The sequence below is a fragment of the Caloramator sp. Dgby_cultured_2 genome, assembly GCF_028872215.1.
Classification (GTDB): Bacteria; Bacillota; Clostridia; order Clostridiales; family Caloramatoraceae; genus Caloramator; species Caloramator australicus.
This window is the reverse complement of record NZ_CP118396.1, coordinates 1,320,401-1,340,127: the sequence shown is the minus strand read 5'-3', so window position 1 is coordinate 1,340,127 and position 19,727 is coordinate 1,320,401. Positions and strand designations below refer to the sequence as shown.

The 19,727-nt window shown below is 34.4% G+C and carries 18 protein-coding genes, 12 pseudogenes and 1 riboswitch; of the genes and pseudogenes, 24 read left to right on the top strand and 6 right to left on the bottom strand.

The genetic code is table 11. The features are described from left to right. The first annotated feature begins 108 nt into the window (after nucleotides 1-108). The 9 genes and pseudogenes from PWK10_RS09225 (at nucleotide 109) to PWK10_RS09190 (ending at nucleotide 6,364) form a co-directional block, all read left to right on the top strand. Nucleotides 109-2,019: an OPT family oligopeptide transporter gene (locus PWK10_RS09225; protein ID WP_274765843.1), complete on the top strand. Its 1,911-nt coding sequence runs from the start codon at nucleotides 109-111 to the stop codon at nucleotides 2,017-2,019. Between the two features lie 174 nt (nucleotides 2,020-2,193). Next, nucleotides 2,194-3,719: pseudogene (gene hutH, locus PWK10_RS09220) on the top strand (histidine ammonia-lyase). Between the two features lie 124 nt (nucleotides 3,720-3,843). After that, nucleotides 3,844-4,349, top strand: a pseudogene (locus PWK10_RS09215) (GAF domain-containing protein). 10 nt (nucleotides 4,350-4,359) lie between these two features. Further along, a complete protein-coding gene (locus tag PWK10_RS09210) occupies nucleotides 4,360-4,536 on the top strand; it encodes a hypothetical protein (protein ID WP_274765842.1) in 177 nt (58 codons plus the stop codon). Between the two features lie 90 nt (nucleotides 4,537-4,626). Next, complete coding sequence (locus PWK10_RS09205) at nucleotides 4,627-4,905, top strand: hypothetical protein (RefSeq protein WP_274765841.1); 279 nt, start codon at nucleotides 4,627-4,629, stop codon at nucleotides 4,903-4,905. Beyond that, on the top strand, nucleotides 4,863-5,027 hold the full coding sequence (locus PWK10_RS19790; RefSeq protein ID WP_446715240.1) for a hypothetical protein: 165 nt from the start codon (nucleotides 4,863-4,865) through the stop codon (nucleotides 5,025-5,027). Before PWK10_RS09205 ends, PWK10_RS19790 begins: the two co-directional genes overlap by 43 nt. 391 nt (nucleotides 5,028-5,418) lie before the next feature. Next, nucleotides 5,419-5,730 carry a hypothetical protein gene (locus tag PWK10_RS09200; RefSeq protein WP_274765840.1) on the top strand — a complete coding sequence of 104 codons (312 nt, stop codon included), beginning with the start codon at nucleotides 5,419-5,421 and terminating at the stop codon, nucleotides 5,728-5,730. Next, nucleotides 5,688-6,065 carry a TaqI-like C-terminal specificity domain-containing protein gene (locus PWK10_RS09195; RefSeq protein WP_342455751.1) on the top strand — a complete coding sequence of 126 codons (378 nt, stop codon included), beginning with the start codon at nucleotides 5,688-5,690 and terminating at the stop codon, nucleotides 6,063-6,065. Before PWK10_RS09200 ends, PWK10_RS09195 begins: the two co-directional genes overlap by 43 nt. 74 nt (nucleotides 6,066-6,139) lie before the next feature. Next, the gene (locus tag PWK10_RS09190; RefSeq protein ID WP_274765839.1) at nucleotides 6,140-6,364 is read left to right on the top strand and encodes a glutaredoxin family protein; all 225 of its coding nucleotides are present in this window, start codon (nucleotides 6,140-6,142) and stop codon (nucleotides 6,362-6,364) included. 27 nt (nucleotides 6,365-6,391) lie between these two features. On the opposite strand, the gene PWK10_RS09185 is transcribed toward PWK10_RS09190, so the two are convergent. Then, nucleotides 6,392-6,532: a hypothetical protein gene (locus tag PWK10_RS09185; RefSeq protein ID WP_008909497.1), complete on the bottom strand. Its 141-nt coding sequence runs from the start codon at nucleotides 6,530-6,532 to the stop codon at nucleotides 6,392-6,394. A gap of 112 nt (nucleotides 6,533-6,644) precedes the next feature. Here PWK10_RS09185 and PWK10_RS09180 point away from each other — a divergent pair, with 112 nt between their 5' ends. Continuing rightward, nucleotides 6,645-7,508, top strand: coding sequence for a DUF4438 domain-containing protein (locus tag PWK10_RS09180; RefSeq protein ID WP_274765838.1), 864 nt, complete (start codon nucleotides 6,645-6,647; stop codon nucleotides 7,506-7,508). 139 nt (nucleotides 7,509-7,647) lie between these two features. Continuing rightward, nucleotides 7,648-8,067: a tetratricopeptide repeat protein gene (locus PWK10_RS09175; protein WP_274765837.1), complete on the top strand. Its 420-nt coding sequence runs from the start codon at nucleotides 7,648-7,650 to the stop codon at nucleotides 8,065-8,067. 9 nt (nucleotides 8,068-8,076) lie between these two features. Here the strand turns inward: PWK10_RS09175 and speE are convergent. After that, a pseudogene (gene speE / locus PWK10_RS09170) lies at nucleotides 8,077-8,901 on the bottom strand (polyamine aminopropyltransferase). A 137-nt stretch (nucleotides 8,902-9,038) separates the two neighbouring features. Then, a riboswitch (yybP-ykoY riboswitch) is annotated at nucleotides 9,039-9,191 on the top strand. 53 nt (nucleotides 9,192-9,244) lie between these two features. Between speE and PWK10_RS19785 the strand changes: the two are divergent. The 12 genes and pseudogenes from PWK10_RS19785 to PWK10_RS09120 form a co-directional block, all read left to right on the top strand. Continuing rightward, a pseudogene (locus PWK10_RS19785) lies at nucleotides 9,245-9,375 on the top strand (TMEM165/GDT1 family protein); the annotation flags it as partial. A 12-nt stretch (nucleotides 9,376-9,387) separates the two neighbouring features. Further along, nucleotides 9,388-9,588, top strand: a complete 201-nt coding sequence (locus tag PWK10_RS09165; protein WP_274765836.1) for a hypothetical protein — start codon at nucleotides 9,388-9,390, stop codon at nucleotides 9,586-9,588. Next, on the top strand, nucleotides 9,561-9,698 hold the full coding sequence (locus PWK10_RS19780) for a hypothetical protein (protein ID WP_446715239.1): 138 nt from the start codon (nucleotides 9,561-9,563) through the stop codon (nucleotides 9,696-9,698). The genes PWK10_RS09165 and PWK10_RS19780 overlap by 28 nt, the downstream gene beginning before the upstream one ends. Continuing rightward, nucleotides 9,680-9,844 (top strand): hypothetical protein, encoded by a 165-nt coding sequence (locus PWK10_RS09160; RefSeq protein WP_274765835.1) that lies wholly within the window; start codon nucleotides 9,680-9,682, stop codon nucleotides 9,842-9,844. Before PWK10_RS19780 ends, PWK10_RS09160 begins: the two co-directional genes overlap by 19 nt. Before the next feature lie 102 nt (nucleotides 9,845-9,946). Continuing rightward, nucleotides 9,947-10,280: pseudogene (gene spoIIAA / locus PWK10_RS09155) on the top strand (anti-sigma F factor antagonist). Between the two features lie 14 nt (nucleotides 10,281-10,294). Beyond that, the gene (spoIIAB, locus tag PWK10_RS09150; protein ID WP_274765833.1) at nucleotides 10,295-10,720 is read left to right on the top strand and encodes an anti-sigma F factor; all 426 of its coding nucleotides are present in this window, start codon (nucleotides 10,295-10,297) and stop codon (nucleotides 10,718-10,720) included. Between the two features lie 16 nt (nucleotides 10,721-10,736). Further along, nucleotides 10,737-11,461, top strand: a pseudogene (sigF, locus tag PWK10_RS09145) (RNA polymerase sporulation sigma factor SigF). A 100-nt stretch (nucleotides 11,462-11,561) separates the two neighbouring features. After that, nucleotides 11,562-11,705 carry a hypothetical protein gene (locus PWK10_RS09140; protein ID WP_274765832.1) on the top strand — a complete coding sequence of 48 codons (144 nt, stop codon included), beginning with the start codon at nucleotides 11,562-11,564 and terminating at the stop codon, nucleotides 11,703-11,705. A 4-nt stretch (nucleotides 11,706-11,709) separates the two neighbouring features. Continuing rightward, on the top strand, nucleotides 11,710-12,174 hold the full coding sequence (gene spoVAC / locus PWK10_RS09135; protein WP_008909488.1) for a stage V sporulation protein AC: 465 nt from the start codon (nucleotides 11,710-11,712) through the stop codon (nucleotides 12,172-12,174). Between the two features lie 3 nt (nucleotides 12,175-12,177). Then, nucleotides 12,178-13,198 (top strand): annotated as a pseudogene (gene spoVAD / locus PWK10_RS09130) (stage V sporulation protein AD). Next, nucleotides 13,198-13,553 (top strand): annotated as a pseudogene (gene spoVAE, locus PWK10_RS09125) (stage V sporulation protein AE). Before spoVAD ends, spoVAE begins: the two co-directional pseudogenes overlap by 1 nt. Nucleotides 13,554-13,578: 25 nt before the next feature. Further along, nucleotides 13,579-14,088 (top strand): annotated as a pseudogene (locus PWK10_RS09120) (stage V sporulation protein AE); the annotation flags it as partial. A gap of 33 nt (nucleotides 14,089-14,121) precedes the next feature. Here PWK10_RS09120 and PWK10_RS09115 read toward each other — a convergent pair. The 4 genes and pseudogenes from PWK10_RS09115 to PWK10_RS09100 form a co-directional block, all read right to left on the bottom strand. Beyond that, the gene (locus tag PWK10_RS09115; protein ID WP_342455488.1) at nucleotides 14,122-15,696 is read right to left on the bottom strand and encodes a transglycosylase domain-containing protein; all 1,575 of its coding nucleotides are present in this window, start codon (nucleotides 15,694-15,696) and stop codon (nucleotides 14,122-14,124) included. A 21-nt stretch (nucleotides 15,697-15,717) separates the two neighbouring features. After that, nucleotides 15,718-16,139 (bottom strand): annotated as a pseudogene (locus tag PWK10_RS09110) (transglycosylase domain-containing protein). Beyond that, nucleotides 16,028-16,384 carry a hypothetical protein gene (locus PWK10_RS09105; protein ID WP_274765831.1) on the bottom strand — a complete coding sequence of 119 codons (357 nt, stop codon included), beginning with the start codon at nucleotides 16,382-16,384 and terminating at the stop codon, nucleotides 16,028-16,030. Before PWK10_RS09105 ends, PWK10_RS09110 begins: the two are co-directional and overlap by 112 nt. A 252-nt stretch (nucleotides 16,385-16,636) precedes the next feature. Further along, nucleotides 16,637-18,024 (bottom strand): annotated as a pseudogene (locus PWK10_RS09100) (ISLre2 family transposase). A 233-nt stretch (nucleotides 18,025-18,257) separates the two neighbouring features. Between PWK10_RS09100 and PWK10_RS09095 the strand changes: the two are divergent. Further along, nucleotides 18,258-19,676 (top strand): annotated as a pseudogene (locus PWK10_RS09095) (glycosyltransferase family 2 protein). Nucleotides 19,677-19,727: the final 51 nt, after the last annotated feature.

Below are 19,727 nucleotides of genomic sequence, written 5' to 3'. Positions count from 1 at the left end.
TTATAAAAAATTAAAAATTTTTTGAATGTAAAGAAGGAATTTTTAGAATTATGTAGAATTTATATATTTGTGCGACAAAATATAACAAATTTCTAAAGGAGGGGAACCATGACAGAAAACAAAGGGCTTTCTGCAGGAGCTTATGGCGGAGTTTCAGGTGATGATTATGTTCCATATGTTCCTGTAAGTAAGGCTATGCCAGAAATGACAGTTCTTTCAATCTTTATTGGTATTATTTTTGCAATCGTATTTGGTGCAGCAAATACTTACCTTGGACTTAAGGTCGGTATGACAATCGCTGCAGGTATTCCTGGTGCTATTTTGGCTACTGGAATACTTAAGGGTATTTTAAGAAGAAACAATATCCTTGAAGCTAATATGATTCAAGCGATGGCTTCAATGGGAGAATCCTTAGCAGGTGGTCTTATATTTATAATTCCTGCGGTTATAATTTTTGGTGATAAGCTAACCATTGGAACAATTACTGTTGTTGCAATTTTAGGTAGCCTTTTGGGTATTTTATTCGTTGTTCCTTTAAGAAGATATTTAATAGTTGAGGAACATGGAAAACTTGTTTATCCAGAAGGTATGGCAGCTGCTGAGGTTTTAGTTTCTTCAAGCGCTGGTGGTTCAGGATTTAAGACTATGATGACAGGTGTTGCAGGCGGTGGAATATTCAAATTCTTATCAGAAGGGTTACTTCTTTGGAAGTATGAACCTGAATGGACTATAAAGCCTCTACAAGGAACAATATTTGGTGCTGACGTTACAGCAGCTTTAATTGGTGTTGGTTATATCGTTGGCATTGAAATCGGTATGTATATGTTTGCCGGAGCACTTGTTGCTTGGCTTGGGCTTATTCCTCTTATTAAGTATATTGGTGCAGGGCTTACAGAACCTCTATTCCCATCAGCAGCTCTAATTAAAGACATGGATGCTTGGGCTATATGGAGTAAATATATAAGATACGTTGGTGCTGGTGCGGTTATTGCAGGTGGATTTATAAGCATTGCCAAAGCTATGCCAACGATAGCAAGATCCTTTAAGTCAGCTATGTCAGGTATTGGTGCAAAGGCAAGCCAAAAGAGAACAGATGTTGACGTTCCTATGACTTATGTTATTGCAGGTGCAATATTTGTATTTATCATGGCTTGGTTATTCCCAATGACTAATGTTCCAGTTGCTGGTGCAATATTTGTAATTATATTTGCCTTCTTCTTCTCAGTTGTATCAGCAAGATTAGTTGGTATGATAGGAACTTCAAATAATCCAATATCAGGTATGACAATTTCATCACTTTTATTTATAACAGGTATATTAAAGCTTACTGGACATGCTGATAATAAGGCAATGGTTGCTGCTATTATTGCAGGCGGTATTGTTTGTGTTGCTATTGCAATAGCTGGAGGAACAGCGCAAAGCTTAAAGACAACATTTATAATAGGTGGAACTCCAAAGAATCTTGAAATTGGTATGTTCCTTGCATCTGCAGCATCTGCAGCTGCTATAGGTTATGTTATACTAATGCTCAACTCAGCTTATGGAATTGGTTCAAAGGAAATTCCAGCACCACAGGCAACTATGATGTCAATGGTTGTTAAAGGAATTATGACTTCACAGCTTCCATGGACATTGGTTCTTGCAGGTATTTCCTTTGGAGTAATGTGCGAACTTATGGGTATTCCAATACTTCCATTTGCCCTTGGACTATATCTTCCAATTCATTTAAGTGCAGGGGTTGTAATTGGTGGTATTGTAAGGGCAATTGTAGATAAGAAGTTTAAGGACAATGAAGAGGTTCTAAAGGAAAAGACAGAAAAGGGAGTTCTTTTAGCCTCTGGTATGGTTGCTGGAGAATCCTTAGTAGGAATACTTCTTGCGGTTTTTGCGATGGTTGGAGTAAACATTGGAATTGGAGAAAAGATACTTCCAGCAATAACTTCAAGCCCATGGACTTCAGCTGTTATGGGACTTGTATTGTGCTATTGGATTTACAGCTTTGTTGTGAAAAAGGATTAATCTATGAGTCCTTAAGAAGTTAAATACTTCTTAAGGGCTTTTTATGTTTTTAACTAATATTCAGATAAAATTTGACAAAATATTTTATATATTTATATATTTCGAAAAAGTTAAATAAATGTTATAATAATTATGTAAAATTTTTAGTTTGGTGACTTTTTAGGGGGTGAAATAATGAACAAGGTTGTGATCGATGGACACCATTTAACTATTCAGGATGTCGTAAATGTTGCAAGAAATGGTTATTATGTTGAGCTTTCAGATGAGGCTAAATTAAGGGTAGAAAAGGCAAGGGCCTTAGTCGACAAGTTTGTTCAAGAGGAAAGAGTAGAATATGGGATTACAACCGGCTTTGGAAAGTTTGCCGAGGTTGTAATTTCAAAGGAAGATGCAAAAAGACTTCAAAGAAATCTCATTGTTTCCCATGCCTGCGCAGTTGGAGATGAATTTGACATAGAAATAGTAAGGGCTATAATGCTCTTAAGAGCTAATGCACTTTCAAAGGGACATTCTGGAGTTAGATTATCAACCCTTCAAACTCTCATAGATATGCTAAACAAAGGAGTTCATCCTGTTATATATGAAAAGGGATCCTTAGGTGCCAGCGGAGACCTTGCACCTTTATCCCATATGGTTCTTGTAATGATTGGAGAAGGCGAAGCATATTATCAAGGCGAAAGATTAAGCGGGGAAGAGGCTTTAAAAAGAGCAGGAATTGAAAAGGTTGAGCTTGTTGAGAAGGAAGGACTAGCTCTAATAAACGGAACTCAGGTTATGACAGCTATTGGGGCTTTAGCAGTTTATGATGCTATAAACCTTGCAAAGGCTTCAGACATTATAGCTTCCATGACAGTTGAAGCACTAAGGGGAATTACTGATGCTTATTATCATAGGGTTCATGAGGTAAGACCACAGATAGGACAGCTAAAATGTGCAAGGAACCTATTAAGGATTTTAGAGGGAAGCAGTTTAACTACAAGGCAGGGTGAACTTAGAGTTCAGGATGCCTACACATTAAGATGCATTCCACAGATACATGGAGCAAGCAAAGATGCTATAGAATATGTAAAAGAGTTATAGAAATAGAAATAAATTCTGCAACAGACAATCCTTTGATTTTTGAGGATGAGATGAGGGTAATTTCAGGAGGCAATTTCCATGGACAGCCTGTTGCCCTTGCAATGGACTTTTTAGGAATTGCAGTATCGGAGCTTGCCAATGTATCTGAAAGAAGAATAGAAAGACTTGTAAATTATCAATTAAACGATCTTCCAGCCTTTTTAACTAAAAAGGGCGGACTTAACTCAGGATTTATGATTGCACAGTATTCTGCAGCATCTTTGGTTTCTGAGAATAAGGTTCTTGCACATCCAGCATCAGTTGATTCAATTCCATCCTCTGCAAATCAAGAGGACCATGTGAGCATGGGAACTACTGCTGCAAGGAAGGCAAGAAGCATTATTTATAATGTATCAAGGGTATTAGGAATTGAATACCTTGCTGCAGCTCAGGCCATAGATTTTAGAGGTGATTTTAAACTTGGAAGGGGAACTGAAGTTGCATATAAGCTAATTAGAAAGGAAATAGAACATCTTGATGAGGATAGAGTAATGTATATTGATATTAATAAGGCAAGCCGACTTGTAGATAGTGGAACTCTTGTTAAAGAAGTGGAGGATAAAATAGGAGAGATAGAATAGGTGCCTGGCACTTAAGATTTAAGATTTTTATGAGGGTGCAAATTTTTAGCACCCTTTTATTTTGGAGTTGAAGGTATTTTTGTATAATGATATATTAATATAAAAAGCGATTGGAGGCGATAATATGTTAAATAATAATAAGATAGTTGCTGATTCAAAAGAAAATTTTTATAAGATGCTAATATATAGAATTGAAAGTTACTTATCTGCTGAAAAGGATGTTTTAGCAAATTTATGCAACGTTGCGGCACTATTATATGATAATTTAGAGGATATAAATTGGGCGGGATTTTATTTGATGAAGGATGGAGAGCTTGTTTTAGGCCCCTTTGGAGGCAAAGCTGCCTGCACAAGGATAAAAATAGGTAAGGGCGTTTGTGGAAGTGCGGCAAGGGATAGAAGAACATATATTGTGCCCAATGTCCATGAGTTTGAAGGGCATATAGCCTGCGATAGTGCATCAAATTCTGAGATTGTAGTTCCGATTATAAAAGATGATGTGCTCTATGGGGTTTTGGATATTGACAGTCCTAAGTTCAATAGATTTGATGATACTGATAAAATCTTTTAGAAAAGCTGGTTGAAAAGCTAAATAAATACTTAGATTGGAAGGAAGTTACGAGAATATAAAGGAGGATATATGCTTAAAGAATTTTTAGATGACTTAGACAAAACCTATCAAAGCTTAATTAATGGAATAATTGATTTAAGCATATTTGATAAATGGGGAGAAAGCTTAGGAGATACATATCAAAGATTAAAGAACAAGGAAGAAAAAAGAAAATGGGAAGCGTTTATACTCCCTATGAGGTTATAAAGTATATGGTGGATTCCTCTTTAAGTTTTGAAGATTATAGAAAGAATCCAAATTTAAAAATTTTAGATCCCTCCTGTGGGGAGGATTTTTTTGATTTATGTTTATGAAAAATTATTGGGATATGCAGAAAAACTAAATATTAAAAATGCAAAGGAACATGTTGTAAATAATAATATCTATGGGATGGACCTTGATGATGTAGCTTTAAAAATAACTATATTAGAGGTTTATAAAAGAAGCGGAATTATACCTAAAAATATAGTCTGTGGAGATTTTTTATTCGATGTTCAAGATAAATTTAATCTAATAATCGGTAATCCCCCTACATGGGACATAAAGTTCTTCTTAAAGATTATAGAGAAAAATTAAAAGAAAATTTTGGTGATGTTTTTTATGACAAGGGGGATCTTTCCTATTGCTTTATTAAAAAATCCCTTGAAACTTTAATGGACGGAGGGAAATTAATATTTTTATTTCAAGATACCTTCTAGAAGCGCAACATGCCTCCGGCATAAGGAATTTTATTTTAAACAATTCTTCAATAGAAAAAATTATAGATTTTTATGGGGTTAGGGTTTTTAAAAATGCAGGAATAGATAATATAATTATTTACCTTATAAAGGGTGAAGGGAAAAATATAGAGTATTATAAATTTTTGCCAGGTTCTAAAAAAATATTGATGATGTTTTTGATGATATAGAGAAAAAACAAGTTTATATACTAAAAGAGTTGAAATTTTAAAGGATGAGTTATCTAATAATGGCTGGATTTTTTAAATAGCTTAGAAAAAGCATAATAAAAAAATAAAGGGAGCATATTTATGCGAAATTGCAGAGTTTTTCAAGGGATAATAACCGGATGCGATGATGCCTTTGTTTTAACTTGGGAGGAAGCAAAAAGCTTAAAATAGAAGATAAATTATTAAAGCCCTGGATAAAAGGGAAAAATATAGAGAAATTTAAAATAATTAACCCAGATAAATGCTTAATATATTCTAATTTGATTGATGATGAAAAAGGATATAGAAATGCTTTAAAGCATATAGAAAAATATAAGGAAAAGCTTATTAAAAGAAGAGAATGCCAAAAGGGAGTCAGAAGGTGGTATGAGCTTCAGTGGGGAAGAAGTATGGATTTATTTGAAGGCAAAAAATTGTTTTTCCTTATAAGGCAGCAAGCAATAAGTTTGCCATAGATTTTGGAAGTTATTTTAGCGCTGATGTTTATGGATTAAAACTTTTAGGTTTATATGAATCATTATATTCCTATGAGTTTTTGGTGGGTATTTTAAACAGCTCAATATATGAATTTTATATAAAAACCCACCTTAAAAAGCTTGGAGATAATTTATATGAGTATTATCCTTATAATCTTTTAAGGATTAAAATACCAGAATATATAAAAGATGTAGAGAATGAAGTCTTAAAGTATGGGAATGCTAATATTAAAATAATAGATAAGATACTTAAAGAATATTTTAAAATAACAGATAAAGAATTTAATGAAGTAAAATTTTGGCTAAGTGGTTGATTTTTAGATACCAAGTAATATAATATTATTAGAAAATATAATACCTACATGGGGTATATGAAGGAGGAATAAATATGGCAGTTACAGTATATACAACACCAACTTGTCCATGGTGCACAAGGGTTAAGGAATACTTAAGGGAAAAAAACGTTCCATTTACTGAAAAGAATGTTGCAGCAGACAGAGCAGCAGCTATGGAAATGGTTAAAAAATCCGGTCAAATGGGAGTTCCAGTAGTTGATATTAATGGCAAGATTATTGTAGGATTTGACAAGGAAGCCATAGATAGAGCCCTATAATAAAAGGACTGCATCTTCGCAGTCCTTTTATCTTGTATCATTTCTTCTATACCCAAATGTTTCTCTAAACTTTTCATCTATAAGATCAATTCCAGGACCTATCTTATATCTTTTGGATGCTGTTGGAAGTTCCTTGCCTAATATCCATTTCTTGCTCTTTCTTACCATTATTTCACCTCCGATAGAGTTTCTAATAAAATTATGTGTAGTTTATAAAAAATTATCCTATGTTAATTTATATTTGTTATAATATAATTAGCTTGATTTTTGGGGGATTAACATGATAAGAACAAATTTTGAAAGGACTGTTATTCAATCGGTTCAAGGTAAAATCCATCATCCTGTTAATGCAACTCCATTTAGGGTTGATGTTAACGGAAAGGCACATGTTTTGCCTGCAACAGGTGGAATAACCTATAATGTAAAGGTGGGAGATTCTGTTTTTGGATGGTCTGGAGATCATGTTGAACCAGGAGTTTCGATTAGGAATGAGGACAAGAATGAAAATGGGGCCCTAATGCTTTTTGCCTGCATTGGAAATGAGGCAAGGGTTGTAACAGGTGATGCAAAAGGCGCTAAAGGATTTGTCATTGGAAAACACGGAGGAATTGACCACGTTTTAATTCAATTTAAAGAGGAAGACTTAGAGGAGATGGCAGTAGATGATAAGATTTTGATTAAAGCATGGGGACAGGGACTCAAACTTTTGGATTATCCGGATGTTGAAGTTATGAATGTTGATCCAAGGCTATTTTTAAATATTCCTATAAGGGAGGAAGATGGCAAACTTAAAGTTCCTGTTGTTGCAGAGGTTCCTGCTTATCTTATGGGGTCAGGAATAGGTGCTGCTACTGCATTTTCTGGGGATTATGATATAATGACGGAGGATATGGAGGAAATTAAAAGACTTGGGCTTGATAAATTAAAATTTGGCGACTTAGTCCTATTAAAAGATTGCGATAATACCTATGGAAGAGGATATTTAAAGGGAGCTGTAAGCGTTGGCGTTGTTATCCACAGCGACTGCATTAAGATGGGACACGGACCTGGTATTACAACCATATTGACATGTAAGTATGATAAAATAGAAGGATATATTGATGAAAATGCCAACATAATAAACTACATAGATTATATTAAGTAGGAGGATTAAAGTAGGTGGATAATAGAGCTTTTAGAAGCATGATTTTGCTTTTGTTTATTATAGTTTTATTGATTGGATTTTCAGGATATTTGAATTTTTACCTTCAACTATTAAAAGTATAGTTTTAGTTCTGTTCGTTTTGCTGTTTGTATTTTATGAATCAAGAAGGCCTGTAAAAAGCCTTAAAGATATAAATAGGATATATCAAAGAAGAAGTCTATTTAGCAGGAAAAAAGCCATAGAAACATTAGAGGAGGGCTTACAATTAGATAGTTTAAAGGATAATGAAAAATTGTTTTTATCCATGCAATTAGCTTTAGAATATTATAAATTGAAGGACTACGAAAAGGCATGTGAAGCCTTTAAAAGGGTTGTAGATGAGGCTTTAAGGACGGATTACATTAAAATTGAAGAAAAATTTTTAATAAAATTAGTCGGATCTTATATTTTAAACAATAAAAGGGAAGAAGCACAGAAAATATATAACAGGCTTTTAGCATCAGGAAAATGCGACAAAAGCAAGGTAGTTGAAGATATGTTAAAAAATAGGCCCTCTTAATAAGAGGGCTTATTTTACTAATTCTTGGATATATTTTGGTAATACGAAGCATGCTTTGTGAATTTCAGGAGTATAGTATTTTGTATCTAATTCTGGAATTTTTGTTGTATCAACTTGCGTTGGGTCATATTTTTGGATCCTATTGTAAAGCTCCAATATCCTCCTGGGTATGTAGGAATAGCAGCCATAAATAGTTTAGTTACAGGGAATATGTTTCTTGCATCGTTGAATACCTTCTTTACTGTTTCAGGTAAATAAAAAGGAGTTTCAGTTTGAGCAACAAATATACCATCCTCTGTTAATGCGTTGTATATATCTTTATAGAAGTTTCCACCGAATAGTCCCTCAGCAATGCTGAATGGGTCTGTTGAATCTACTATTATAACATCAAATTCATTTTTATGTTCTTTAACGTATTGTATACCATCACCAACAAATATTTCGCATCTTGGATCATCAAGGGCACAGCTTATTTCAGGAAGATATTTTTGCATTCTTCTATAACATCTCCATCGATTTCGCAAAGAACAGCCTTTTCAACGCTTGGATGCTTTAATATTTCTCTAATTGCACCGCCATCTCCACCGCCAACAACCAAAACCTTCTTTGGATTTGGATGTGTAAAGAGAGGAATGTGTGTTATCATTTCATGATAAACGAACTCATCTTTAATTGTTGTTTGAACTATACCGTCAAGGACGAGCATTCTTCCAAATACATCTGTGTCAACTATTGCAAGGTCTTGATACTGCGTCTTTTTCTAACTAATGTTTCCTTTACCTTATAGGTCATAGCAGCGCCTTCGATTTGCATTTCCTTAAGCCACATTTCCATATTTTCATTTTCCTCCCTCTGTTAATCTATACAATATAGGATTTTAACATTTATTTTACTGCTTATCAAGAGAAACCTTATAAAATTATTATATTTACTTTTAAGGAAAAATATATTATAATATTTCCAGAAGTTAAATCTATGTTAAAGGGGAGTAGCTGCCCGAAAGGGTTGATAAAGTCAACATACTGGCCTTATGGCCTGGCTTTATCGGCGTAATGCAAGCGAGACCTTTAACACAATGCTCTGGCATTGTGTTAAAGGTCTTTTATTTTGTAAAAAATAATGACAGGAGGGATAGTATGGCACTTATCAAAACGTTATTTTTGTCCTTATTGCTGAAATGGGAGATAAAACCCAGCTTCTTGCTGCAGCTCTTGCAGTAAATACAAAGTAAGGGATGCTGCAGTTGGAATTTTTATTGCCACTGTTTTATTAAACATTATTGCTGTTTTGTTGGGCAGCAGCATAGGGAATCTTATTCCCATGAATTTAGTTCAGATTATTGCAGGGGCTTTATTTTTAGCCTTTGGATTTATGACTTTGAGGGATGAAGAGGAAGAAGAGGAGGAAATCAAGGAGACTAAATTTAAACTACCTAATTTTATTGTTGTCGCTTTGGCTTTTTTCTTGCTGAACTTGGCGACAAAACTCAAATCATGGCCTTTACCCTTGCAGCACAGTTAAAGAGTCCTGTATCAGTTTTAATAGGTTCTGTAATAGGTATGTTTATAGCCGATAGCATAGGGTTTTTATTTGGAAGGTTTGCAGTTCAAAAATGCCTGAGCATTATATAAAAATTGGTGCAGGAATTATCTTCATTGCCTTTGGACTTTTAACATTATATCAATCAGTAACCTTTTTACAAAATCCTGCTATTTTGGGTTTGGTAATTGTAGTTATCTTTTTGGCAGTTTATCTTATGAAATTTAGAAAGAAGTAATAAATAATTTACCCTTTTGGGTAAATTATTTTTTGAAATAAGAAGGAAATTAATGGTTTTTATAGAATATATATACTGTAAGTTTTAATTTGGGGGATTTGGATGCAGCTTATTTTTGAAAGAAAAGATGATGTTCTTATAGTAAAGCTTATGGGGGAGCTTGATCATCATTCAGCTGAGGAAGTTAGAATAAAAATTGATAATAAAATAGATGAAACTGGGCTTAATAAGGTGATTTTTGATTTTGCGGGAGTAAACTTTATGGACAGCTCGGGAATTGGAGTAATAATAGGAAGATACAAAAAGTTAAAGATTTTAATGGAAAAGTTGCTATAATTAACTTAAGGCCCCATATTAAAAAGATATTTGAACTTGGGGGCTTTTTAAAATTATTAAAGAATATGATAACTTACAAAAAGCTTTATTGGAATTTTAAAAGGGGGAAGTAAAATGTTTCAAAATGAAATGAAATTAGAATTCCCAAGTAAATCTCAAAATGAGGCCTTTGCAAGAGTTGTTGTGGCTGCCTTTGCATCACAACTTGATCCTACTATAGAGGAGCTTTCTGATGTTAAGACTGCTGTTTCTGAGGCTGTCACTAATGCTATTATTCATGGATATGAAAATACTCAAGGAACAGTTGTTTTAAAGTGCAAAATAGAGGGAAGGAAATTGACTGTTGAGGTTATCGATTATGGAAAGGGAATAGAAGATGTTGAGCTTGCAAGACAACCCCTTTATACATCAAGGCCCGAACTTGAAAGATCAGGAATGGGATTTACTGTTATGGAAACCTTTATGGATTCCCTTGAGGTAGAATCAGAACCTGGAAAGGGAACGAGAATTATAATGACAAAAGAGTTTAAACAATTATGATTTTGGGGGAATTCATATGCAGAACGATTCGCCCACAAAATTGATGGATAATCAAGAGGAAGTTTATCAATTGATACTTAGAAGTCAAAATGGGGATAAAGAAGCCCAGGATATTTTAGTTAAAAATAATTTAGGATTAGTTAACCTTGTTATAAAAAGATTCGTAAATATGGGATTTGAATATGAGGATCTTTTTCAGATTGGATGTATAGGCCTTGTTAAGGCTATTAAAAACTTTAAAGTAGAACAAAATGTAAAGTTTTCAACCTATGCAGTTCCGATGATTTTGGGCGAAGTTAGAAGGCATTTGAGGGATGATGGGTTTATTAAATTTAGTAGGAGTATGAAGGATACTGCAAAAAAGTTAAGCAGACCAAGGAAAAGCTTTTTAAGGAATTGGGAAGGGAAGCAACGATTGAAGAAATTGCTCAGGAGCTTTGTATAACTACTGAAGATGTAATTTTGAGCCTTGAGAGCATCAGCGGTCCTGAATATTTATATGATACAATTCATCAGGATGATGGTTCGCCGATACTTTTGATAGATAGAATAAGTGAAGATGAGGATTCAGAAGGGGATCACATCGACAAAATTGCCTTAAAGGAAGTTATAGATAAACTTGAACCTAAACAAAGACAAATAATAATCTTGAGATATTTTAAAGATCTAACCCAAAGTCAAGTTGCTAAAATGCTTGGGATATCCCAGGTGCAGGTTTCAAGGATTGAAAAAAGGTTTTGAATTACATAAAAGAGTCGTTAAAGTAACCTGGCTATTGCCGGGTTTATTTTTGTATTTTTTTTATGGATGGGAAAAATATTTAGTAGTCGGAGGTGGTTTTATGTTTAATAATCATAAAAGAAGCGATGTTTCAACGGTAAGGCAAAAGGAGGATAAACTTTTAAGGTTTGATTATGATAAAAATAAAATAGACCTTAACTCCTTTATAGTAGGAGAAAATGAAAAGATAAAGGAAGTAAGGTGATAGTATGGAAAAACGCAAGGAAAATGAAATAAAAAATATATATCAGCAGTTAGTTCAGAAAAAAGTTCCCCAGTCATCCCTTATCAAGGATGCTATTTTTGCCTTTGTAGTTGGAGGTCTTATTTGTGATGTAGGTCAGTTTTTTATGAATTTGTTTTTATCCTTTGGAATTTCAAAGGATGATGTCGGATACTATGTAGCTACAGTCATGGTTTTTTTAGGTGCATTTTTAACTGGATTAGGGGTTTATGATAATATAGGAAAGTATGCAGGAGCAGGATCTATCGTTCCAATTACTGGCTTTGCTAATTCAATAGTATCGCCTGCAATGGAATATAAAAGGGAAGGATATATTTTTGGTGTAGGTTCTAAAATGTTTGTTATTGCAGGACCTATTTTAGTTTATGGGATTTCTTCATCTATTATTGTTGGTATAATTTATTATCTTGTTAAAATGCTTGCGAGGTGAAGCATATGGCAGAAAAAAGATAGGCCTTCATACTATAAAGCTAAAAATCCGCCGTCTATTTTATCTACTGCAACTATAGTAGGACCTAAGGAAGGAGAGGGACCTTTAAAGGATTATTTTGATATCGTTTTAGAGGACGACCTTTTTGGTGAAAAGTCTTGGGAGAAGGCAGAGTCAAAAATGCTGCGAGAAGCAGTAAGGCTTGCTATGAATAAAATAAACTTATCGCCAGACCAGGTTGATTACTTTTTGCAGGGGACCTTCTTAATCAAATAATTTCTTCAAGCTTTGCTGCAAGAGAACTTGGCATCCCCTTTTTGGTCTATACGGTGCATGTTCTACCTTAACTGAGGCTATGAGCCTTGCTGCAATGATGGTGGATGGAGGATTTGCCGATATTACAATTGCTGCAACCTCAAGTCACTTTTCATCAGCAGAAAGGCAGTTTAGATTCCCCTTAGAACATGGGAATCAAAGACCGCCAACATCTCAGTGGACAGTTACCGGAGCAGGAGCGGTAGTTTTAGGCAGTAAAGGCGGTGGACCTTACATCACTTATATTACCACAGGAAGAGTTGTAGATTTTGGTATAAAGGATGCCAATAACATGGGGGCGGCAATGGCACCGGCTGCAGCTGATACTATCTTAAGACATCTTAAGGATACTGGATTTACTGCAGCTGATTATGACCTTATAATGACCGGAGACTTGGCTAAAATTGGAAGAGAAATTGCAGCTGATATTATAAAGCAAAATGGATATGATATCACAACAAAGTTTACAGATGCTGGAATAGAGATATTTGACCTTACAACCCAAGATGTTCATGCAGGAGGAAGTGGATGTGGCTGTTCTGCATCTGTATTTGGAGGATATATATATAAGCAATTAATAAATGGAAATCTCAATAGGATAATGATAGTATCTACAGGAGCTCTTTTAAGCCCAACCAGCACCCAACAGGGTGAATCCATTCCGGGAATAGCACATGCTATAACAATTGAAAGGAGTATTATGCCATGATGGACTATATATGGGCCTTTTTAGTTGGAGGAAGTATCTGCTTGATTGCTCAAATACTTATGGATAAAACTAATTTAACTCCTGCGAGGATTTTGGTTTATTTTGTTACTGCAGGTGTAATATTAGGTGCTATTGGAGTATATGAACCCATTGTTAAAATAGGTAAAGCAGGAGCTACAGTTCCACTTCCTGGATTTGGATACAGCCTTGCTAAAGGTGCAATTAGAGAGGTTGAAAAGTATGGATTAATTGGAGCTTTTACAGGAGGAGTCAAGGCAACGTCTGCTGGAATTGCTGCTGCAATTTTTTTGGATATATTATGGCTCTATTGTTTAATCCAAAGACAAAAAATTAGGAGTTGATTAAATGAAAAAAGGGTAATAATAGTTACGGATGGAGACTTAATGGCCCAAAGGGCTATAGAAACAGCAGCACAAAATATTGGTGCAAGGGTAATATCACGATCAGCTGGAAATCCAACTATATTATCGGGAGAGGAAATAGTCGATCTTATCAAGGAAGCAAAGCATGATCCTGTAATTGTGATGGTAGATGATAGGGGCAACACCCATAAGGGTGATGGTGAAAAGGCGATGGAGTATATTCTGAATTCAAATGAAGTTGAAGTAATTGGAGCAGTTGCAGTAGCTTCAAATACCAGTAAGGTAACTGGCGTTGAAGTGGATGTTTCTATAGATAGGAATGGTAATGTTACTCATCAGGCGGTTGATAAGGATGGTAACCCAAAGGATGATAAGATAATTAAGGGAGATACGGTGGATGTTTTAAGTAGATATGATATTCCAGTAGTAGGAGTAGGAGATCCTGGTAAGATGGAAGGTTCAGACGATGTTGAATTTGGTGCGCCGATAATTACAAAGGCATTAGAAGAGGTAATTAAGCTTTATGAGCTGAAAAATAAATTAAAAAGCAATAGGCCTAAAAGGCCTATTGCTTGGGTTGCGTTGGATTGGTTTGCTGCGGGTTTTGACCCTCTTGAGGAGGGGATTGGTTTTGGTCGGTGGGATTACTTGTTGGATTTTGCGTTTCTTGATTTTGCCCCCATTATCCTGTGGATTACTGGGATTTTCCGGCGTTGTTATATCTGGTTCAGGGACGATATTTACATGGTAATCACACAATTCAACAGGTTGAGTTCCGTCTATAAACATCTCAGTAACAACTCTATTTCCCCTTGGATCATTAAAACATAAATCTGTCGGATATTTTCCTGAATCTAAACATACCTTTTCATATACTATTCCACTTGGCCTTTCAAAATCAACTACTTTTAAGCCTTCATGAGCTCTTTTCATTATTTCTCCCCATAATTTTGCTGCAAGGGAGCTTTTAAGTCCAGGAATAGATGTATTGGGCTTATCGTGGCCTATCCATACAGCACCGGAATAATATGGCGTTACACCGCAGAACCAAACGTTAGTATAGTCTGAAGTGGTTCCTGTTTTTCCTGCAACAGGCATTGAACCAAACCTTGCCCTTCCACCTGTTCCGTAAGGTTTTCTAACAACATCCTTCATCATATCAAGCATAATATAAGCAGCTTGACTTGATATTGATCTTGATTGTGTAGAGGTTCTTTCCACAATTATGTTATTGTATCTATCAGTAACCTTTGTGTAAAGGATAGGTTCTGAGTAAATTCCTTTATTTCCAAACACTCCATAGGCTGCAGCCATTTCAATTGGGTAGACTCCCTCTGTAAGACCACCAAGGGAAAGTGGTGCTACGTATTTGTCAGAGTTTTTTATGGTTGATATATGAAATTTATTTTGCAGATAATCAACGGATGTTCCAATTCCTAATTGGAGTAAAAGTTTAGCTGCTACAACGTTTATAGAACGCGTAATTGCTTCTCTTACCGTTACATTTCCTCTATAGGAATTATCGTAGTTTTTAGGTTCCCATCCTCCTGTTGCAGCCAAAAGCTCCTGTGAGAAGGGACTATCTTCAATTATGGTTGCGGCAGTTGCAAGCTGCGTATCGATAGCTGGAGCATAAACTGATAGTGGCTTTATTGCTGAACCTGGCTGCCTTTTTACGTCTGTTGCCCTATTCATGGATCTTAATGGATGAGGTCCACGTCCGCCAACTATCGCCCTAACTTCACCTGTAGAATAGTCCATTATAACTGCAGCTGCTTGAGGTTGTGAAACTTTTGGAGAATTTTCTGTTGAAGCATAGGGTTTTAAATTAAATTGTTTAAAGAAACTATCGTCATTGATTACAGCTTCTGCGGCTTCTTGAATTTTGGTGTCTATTGTAAGATATATGTTATATCCTCCAGTTCTTAACCTTTGCTTTGCTTCACTTTCTGTTATATTTAGCTTGTCTGCCATGTCCTTTGCAATCTCATCAATTGCGGGTTCTATAAACCACTGATATTTCATTGTGTTTGGGGATTCCTTGCTTTTAAAAACAAGTTTTTGGTTTATCGCTTCATCGTATTGCTCTTGAGTAATATACCCCTGCTTTAGCATTTTTTAAGAACTGTTTGCTGCCTATCTAAATATGTCTTTGGATTTTCCTGATTTTTTGCTGTAGGGGTAGTATTTATATGGGCTTTGAGTGAGCCCTGCAATTAATGCAGCTTCAGCAATTGTAAGTTCGTTTACATCCTTTCCAAAGTAAAACATTGAAGCAGCTTGGACGCCATAGGCACTTCCGCCAAGATATATTGTATTTAAGTAGCCTTCAAGAATTTGATCCTTGCTAAGTTTCCTTTCCAGCTGAATAGCAAGATACATTTCTTGTAGTTTTCTTGAAAAATCCTTTTTGGTGATAAAGCGATGTTTTTAATAAGCTGCTGTGTTATTGTCGATGCACCTTGAGCTTTAGACATTGTTTTAATATCATACCATAAAGCTCCAAATATTCTCTTTGGATCGATTCCGTGATGTTTATAAAATCTTTCATCCTCAATTGCAATAAAAGCATGCTGAACATGTTTTGGTATTTTTTAAGGGGAACTACTGTTCTGTTTTGAACATCAGAAAAGTCCTCTATAAAGTTTCCATCTTTATCATATATTCTGCTGCTCTGCTTTAAGTTATCAAGTATGTTGGCGTCAATTTCAGGAGCAGATTTTATAACTGCAATTGCAACTCCAATCCCTGCTGCAAAAATAAAAAGGAATATAAAAAGGAATATTATCAACAATATATTCAATACGCCTCTTTTTTGTTTTTTCGTTTACTTTTCCTTTTTTCAGCCATAGTAAACCTCCTTGAATGCAAAAGCTTGATTAAAATAATTATAACAAATGTGGACATTTTTATCCACATACATTATTTTGGACAATTTATTACCATTTTGTAAATAAATTATAAACATTGGATAGTGTCAAGATATTGTAGGTTAATTTTTTATAGACAACCCCCTAAAATGTTTAAAATCAAGACTTTCGTAAACTTTTAAACTTTAAATTATATTTTCATATTTAATTGATTTTAATATCTTATACATCGGTGTTACTTTTCCAATGTTTAATATTGTTATATTATTTATTCCTTCTCGTGAAGAATTATTTATTCTTTTAATTGTTTCTTTTATCTTCTTTTTATTTAATCTAAATGTTTCAACATCTTCCTTGTATATACTTATTTCCCTTAAATTACCTCCATTCCTGCTAAATACCCTTAGCTTTGCCATTATCTTTAATCCCTCTTTACTCCATCCTAATGGCCTACTGCTTAATCTCGCTGATAATACATGGCTTATATGCCCTTCTGCACTGCATCCTATTACATCCTCGTCCTCTTTATATATTACTATCCCTTCCCAGTTATTTAATATATATCTCCTTGCTTCTTTTGCTCTCTCCTTTTCTGTCTTAGTTTCTGCTATATTTATTAACTCCTTAAATATCTCCCTTAAAACCTTCTTATCCCCTTCATTTATCGCTCCCCATATCTTTTGCCTATATTCTTCTCGCTTTGCTGTCCCTCTTATTATGTATTTGTTCAAATGATATCTATCTAATACAAATTTCGCTTTCGGAATCCATTCCATTCCTTCCTTTATCCATCTTGCTCCATCTCCTGCTATGTATATCTTTTCTATGCTCTCTATTTCATAATTGTCATACACATAATTCGCTACATCTATCCATATTTCTTCAGCTTCTACACCAACGTATGCTTTGTAATATACATTCTTTAATTCGTTTCTCCCATTTTTGCTTTGCCTTCCTTCATGTATATATACAAGCCTTGGCATCTCCTTCTTCCCATCCTGCAATGCCACATGATCCTCATCTGCTTCTATGTATAGCACCCTTACTTTCCTCTTTTCTTTTACTTCCCTTTTACTTCTACTTCTCCTACCTGTCTTATTGCATTAAATACTGTCTGTCTACTTAGTTTCTCCGGACATGTTATTTTACTACTCTCCTCATAGGACATATTAATTGCGTTCTCCACCAGCTTTATCTTTACTTCTTTATCTACCTTCTCATGTTTGCTTATCCCTATAATTTCATCAAGTAAATATCTATATTCCCCATTCTTCTTAGATTTGTAATACGTTCTTGCATATTCTATTTCGCCTAGCATTGTTACAATCTTTTTCTTGTCTTTCCTTTCTACTACCCATCCCTTTTTCCTTTTTTCATCTTCTTTAATCGTTTTATCTAATTCTTCTAAAAAGTCCTTTATTATGTTTGCTCCTAATTCATCAGTCATTTTTTTAACTACATCAACAAGTTTTGTTAGATCCCATTCTTTTGATATAGTTTCTTCAACATTTTTTATTAATTTAGTAGTGAAATTTATTAAATGTTGTTGTATAATATTATTCAAAAGAGACACCCCTTATTGGTTTGTGTGTTTTTTCACTTTTATTTTATCACAGGGGTTGTCTCTTTTAAATTTTTTGTCTTTTTCGTCCTACAATAATTTTACACTATGTAAACATTGCGAAGGCAGACTTTTGAAGGACTAAAGAAGGGCTTATAATATGATATGGAGTTTTTGATTAGTATAATTCAACAAAGGTTAAACAAAAAATATTAACAGACAGAATAAGTTATGGAGGAATTAACATGAAGGAAATGATTTATAACTTAACCTTTTTCTTTCAAGTAGGTGTTTTTATTGTTACACTGTATTATCTTATTATATCGTTATTTGGACTTTATAGAAAAAGGATAATAATTCAAATTCAGAACCTGAAAAATCCTTTGCTCTTATAGTTGCTGCCCATAATGAAGAAATGGTTATAGGTAATATTGTGGATAGCCTTAAAATGCTTGATTATCCAAAGGAGTTATATGATATATATGTAATAGCAGATAACTGCTCCGACAATACAGCAAATATTGCAAGAAAGCACGGTGCTATAGTTTATGAAAGATTTGATACTACAAAAAAGGTAAAGGATATGCCCTTGAATGGATGTTTAACATTTTGTTTCAAATGGGTAAGAAATACGATGCAGTTGTGGTTTTTGATGCCGATAATTTAGCATCTAGGAACTTTCTTAAGGAACTCAATAGGAAATTAAAGAGGGGTATAAGGTCGTTCAGGGATACATAGACAGCAAAAACCCCCATGATTCCTGGATATCAGAATCCTATTCAATATCCTTTTGGACTGCCAACAGACTTTTCCAGCTTGCAAGGGCAAATTTAGGATTATCTAATCAAATTGGTGGAACAGGATTTTGCATAGATATGGAAGTTTTAAAGGAGATTGGATGGGGTGCTACATGTCTTACTGAAGACTTAGAATTTACATGTAAATTGGTTTTAAATGGTCAGAAGGTAGGCTGGGCTCATAGCGCGGTTGTTTATGATGAAAAACCTTTAACTTTAAAGCAATCTTGGAGGCAAAGAAAAAGATGGATGCAAGGATTTGCTGATGTAGCTTCGAGGTTTTTCTTTAAGTTAATGAAAAAAGCCATTAAAGACAGGGATTTTGTAGCCTTTGGCTGTGCTTTGTATACTATTCAGCCATTTATGATAGTTGCACTTGGGTTATCAACAATTTTAACCTTCCTTCAAAGCTATAGCGCGGATGGGATGAATATTTTTATAATAAGCTATTTATTCTCGCCAATTGTTTGGAAATTGCTTTCGGTATTTCAATTTTTATTTACACCCTTTGTAATGTTTTTAGAAAATAAATTGTCTAAGAAGTTATTAGTTTATTTTTCGCTTTATTCATTGAATATATTCTTATTTGACTATATGTTTGATCCTGATTCAAAGCTTATATATATAATGCTTGCCCATACGATATTTTTAGGTTCATTTATACTAATTTTAGCTAAGTTTGAAGGCAAGACAGCTTTAAAGGTATTTTTATGGTATTTACTATATGGAGTTTATACATTAACATGGCTTCCGATAACAATACAAGGAATAATAGATAAGAATAAAAAGGAATGGGCTCATACGCAGCACACGAGACAAATCAGCATACATGAGATTGAAAATCTTGATAGCCAGTCAGTAGCATAAAGGACGCATTGCGTCCTTTAATATTTTTTGAGAAAAACATATAATTAAATA